This window comes from Facklamia sp. P12950 (genome assembly GCF_050409465.1).
In the GTDB taxonomy this organism is placed as follows: domain Bacteria; phylum Bacillota; class Bacilli; order Lactobacillales; family Aerococcaceae; genus Facklamia.
In genome coordinates this window covers 1-1,524 of sequence record NZ_JBNUPK010000017.1, presented here as the reverse complement: position 1 = coordinate 1,524, position 1,524 = coordinate 1, and the positions used below count along the sequence as shown (strand labels likewise).

Genomic DNA, 1,524 nt, shown 5'->3' with positions numbered 1-1,524 from the left:
GAATTAGCTCAGCTGGGAGAGCGTCTGCCTTACAAGCAGGATGTCGGCGGTTCGATCCCGTCATTCCCCACTCTTGACTCGTTAGCTCAGTCGGTAGAGCAACTGACTTTTAATCAGTGGGTCGCAGGTTCGAATCCTGCACGGGTCATATTCCTAAATGGAAACATCAAGGAATTTTAATTTGCGGGTGTGGCGGAATTGGCAGACGCACCAGATTTAGGATCTGGCGCCTTCGGGCGTGGGGGTTCAAGTCCCTTCACCCGCACTTGCATTTTGATCACTTATGATTTATAATTGGAAATCCTAAGTTATATTATGCCGGCTTAGCTCAGTTGGTAGAGCATCTGATTTGTAATCAGAGGGTCGAGGGTTCAAGTCCTTTAGCCGGCACTTTTGCGGAAGTAGTTCAGTGGTAGAACACCACCTTGCCAAGGTGGGGGTCGCGGGTTCGAACCCCGTCTTCCGCTTTGCCAAGATACATTTAGGCTTTTAAAGCCGGGGTGGCGGAATTGGCAGACGCACAGGACTTAAAATCCTGCGGTGAGTGATCACCGTGCCGGTTCGACTCCGGCCCTCGGCATTTCACTTTATTGTGAATGATAAAATATTTTGCACCCGTGGCTCAACTGGATAGAGTACCTGACTACGAATCAGGCGGTTGCAGGTTCGAATCCTGCCGGGTGTATTAGAGTAAAACGGGAAGTAGCTCAGCTTGGTAGAGCACTTGGTTTGGGACCAAGGGGTCGCAGGTTCGAATCCTGTCTTCCCGATTTGTTTATTCTTATATGGGGGATTAGCTCAGCTGGGAGAGCGCCTGCTTTGCACGCAGGAGGTCAGCGGTTCGATCCCGCTATTCTCCATTTTTTGGCGGTGTAGCTCAGCTGGCTAGAGCGTCCGGTTCATACCCGGGAGGTCATGGGTTCGATCCCCTTCGCCGCTATCTAAGGCCGGACCTTTAGCTCAGGTGGTTAGAGCTCCCCGCTCATAACGGGGTGGTCGTAGGTTCGAGTCCTACAAGGTCCATTATGCATTATGGATTTTGCCATTGGTTAACGGAGGATTACCCAAGTTCGGCTGAAGGGAACGGTCTTGAAAACCGTCAGGCGTGTAAGAGCGCGCGTGGGTTCGAATCCCACATCCTCCTTTGAGAATATGCGGGTGTAGTTTAGTGGTAAAACCACAGCCTTCCAAGCTGTTGTCGGGAGTTCGATTCTCCTCACCCGCTTTATTGATAATGGGCCTGTAGCTCAGCTGGTTAGAGCGCACCCCTGATAAGGGTGAGGTCGGTGGTTCGAGTCCACTCAGGCCCATAGCAATAATTAATTGTTATTTTGAATTGGCTCATGGGGAAGTACTCAAGTGGCTGAAGAGGCGCCCCTGCTAAGGGTGTAGGTCGGTTTATACCGGCGCGAGGGTTCAAATCCCTCCTTCTCCGTTATTCTTATATACTTGCCAATGAGTTTTGATATTGGCCCGTTGGTCAAGCGGTTAAGACACCGCCCTTTCACGGCGGTAACACGGGTT

At 51.2% G+C, this 1,524-nt stretch carries 15 tRNA genes; all 15 read left to right on the top strand.

Going from position 1 to position 1,524, the window contains the following annotated elements:
- The 15 genes from ACQV2Q_RS08825 (at position 1) to ACQV2Q_RS08755 (ending at position 1,435) form a co-directional block, all read left to right on the top strand.
- Positions 1-70 (top strand) — tRNA-Val (locus ACQV2Q_RS08825).
- Between the two features lie 5 nt (positions 71-75).
- A tRNA-Lys gene (locus ACQV2Q_RS08820) sits at positions 76-148 on the top strand.
- A 35-nt stretch (positions 149-183) separates the two neighbouring features.
- A tRNA-Leu gene (locus tag ACQV2Q_RS08815) sits at positions 184-265 on the top strand.
- Positions 266-317: 52 nt separating this feature from the next.
- Positions 318-390 (top strand) — tRNA-Thr (locus ACQV2Q_RS08810).
- Positions 391-395: 5 nt separating this feature from the next.
- A tRNA-Gly gene (locus ACQV2Q_RS08805) sits at positions 396-467 on the top strand.
- A 27-nt stretch (positions 468-494) separates the two neighbouring features.
- Positions 495-580, top strand: a tRNA-Leu gene (locus ACQV2Q_RS08800).
- Between the two features lie 31 nt (positions 581-611).
- Positions 612-685, top strand: a tRNA-Arg gene (locus ACQV2Q_RS08795).
- Between the two features lie 11 nt (positions 686-696).
- Positions 697-770: transfer RNA gene (locus tag ACQV2Q_RS08790), tRNA-Pro, on the top strand.
- Between the two features lie 17 nt (positions 771-787).
- A tRNA-Ala gene (locus ACQV2Q_RS08785) sits at positions 788-860 on the top strand.
- Positions 861-866: 6 nt separating this feature from the next.
- Positions 867-940 (top strand) — tRNA-Met (locus tag ACQV2Q_RS08780).
- A 9-nt stretch (positions 941-949) separates the two neighbouring features.
- A tRNA-Ile gene (locus ACQV2Q_RS08775) sits at positions 950-1,023 on the top strand.
- Positions 1,024-1,054: 31 nt separating this feature from the next.
- Positions 1,055-1,144, top strand: a tRNA-Ser gene (locus tag ACQV2Q_RS08770).
- Between the two features lie 10 nt (positions 1,145-1,154).
- Positions 1,155-1,225 (top strand) — tRNA-Gly (locus ACQV2Q_RS08765).
- A gap of 11 nt (positions 1,226-1,236) precedes the next feature.
- Positions 1,237-1,310 (top strand) — tRNA-Ile (locus tag ACQV2Q_RS08760).
- 35 nt (positions 1,311-1,345) lie between these two features.
- Positions 1,346-1,435 (top strand) — tRNA-Ser (locus ACQV2Q_RS08755).
- Positions 1,436-1,524: the final 89 nt, after the last annotated feature.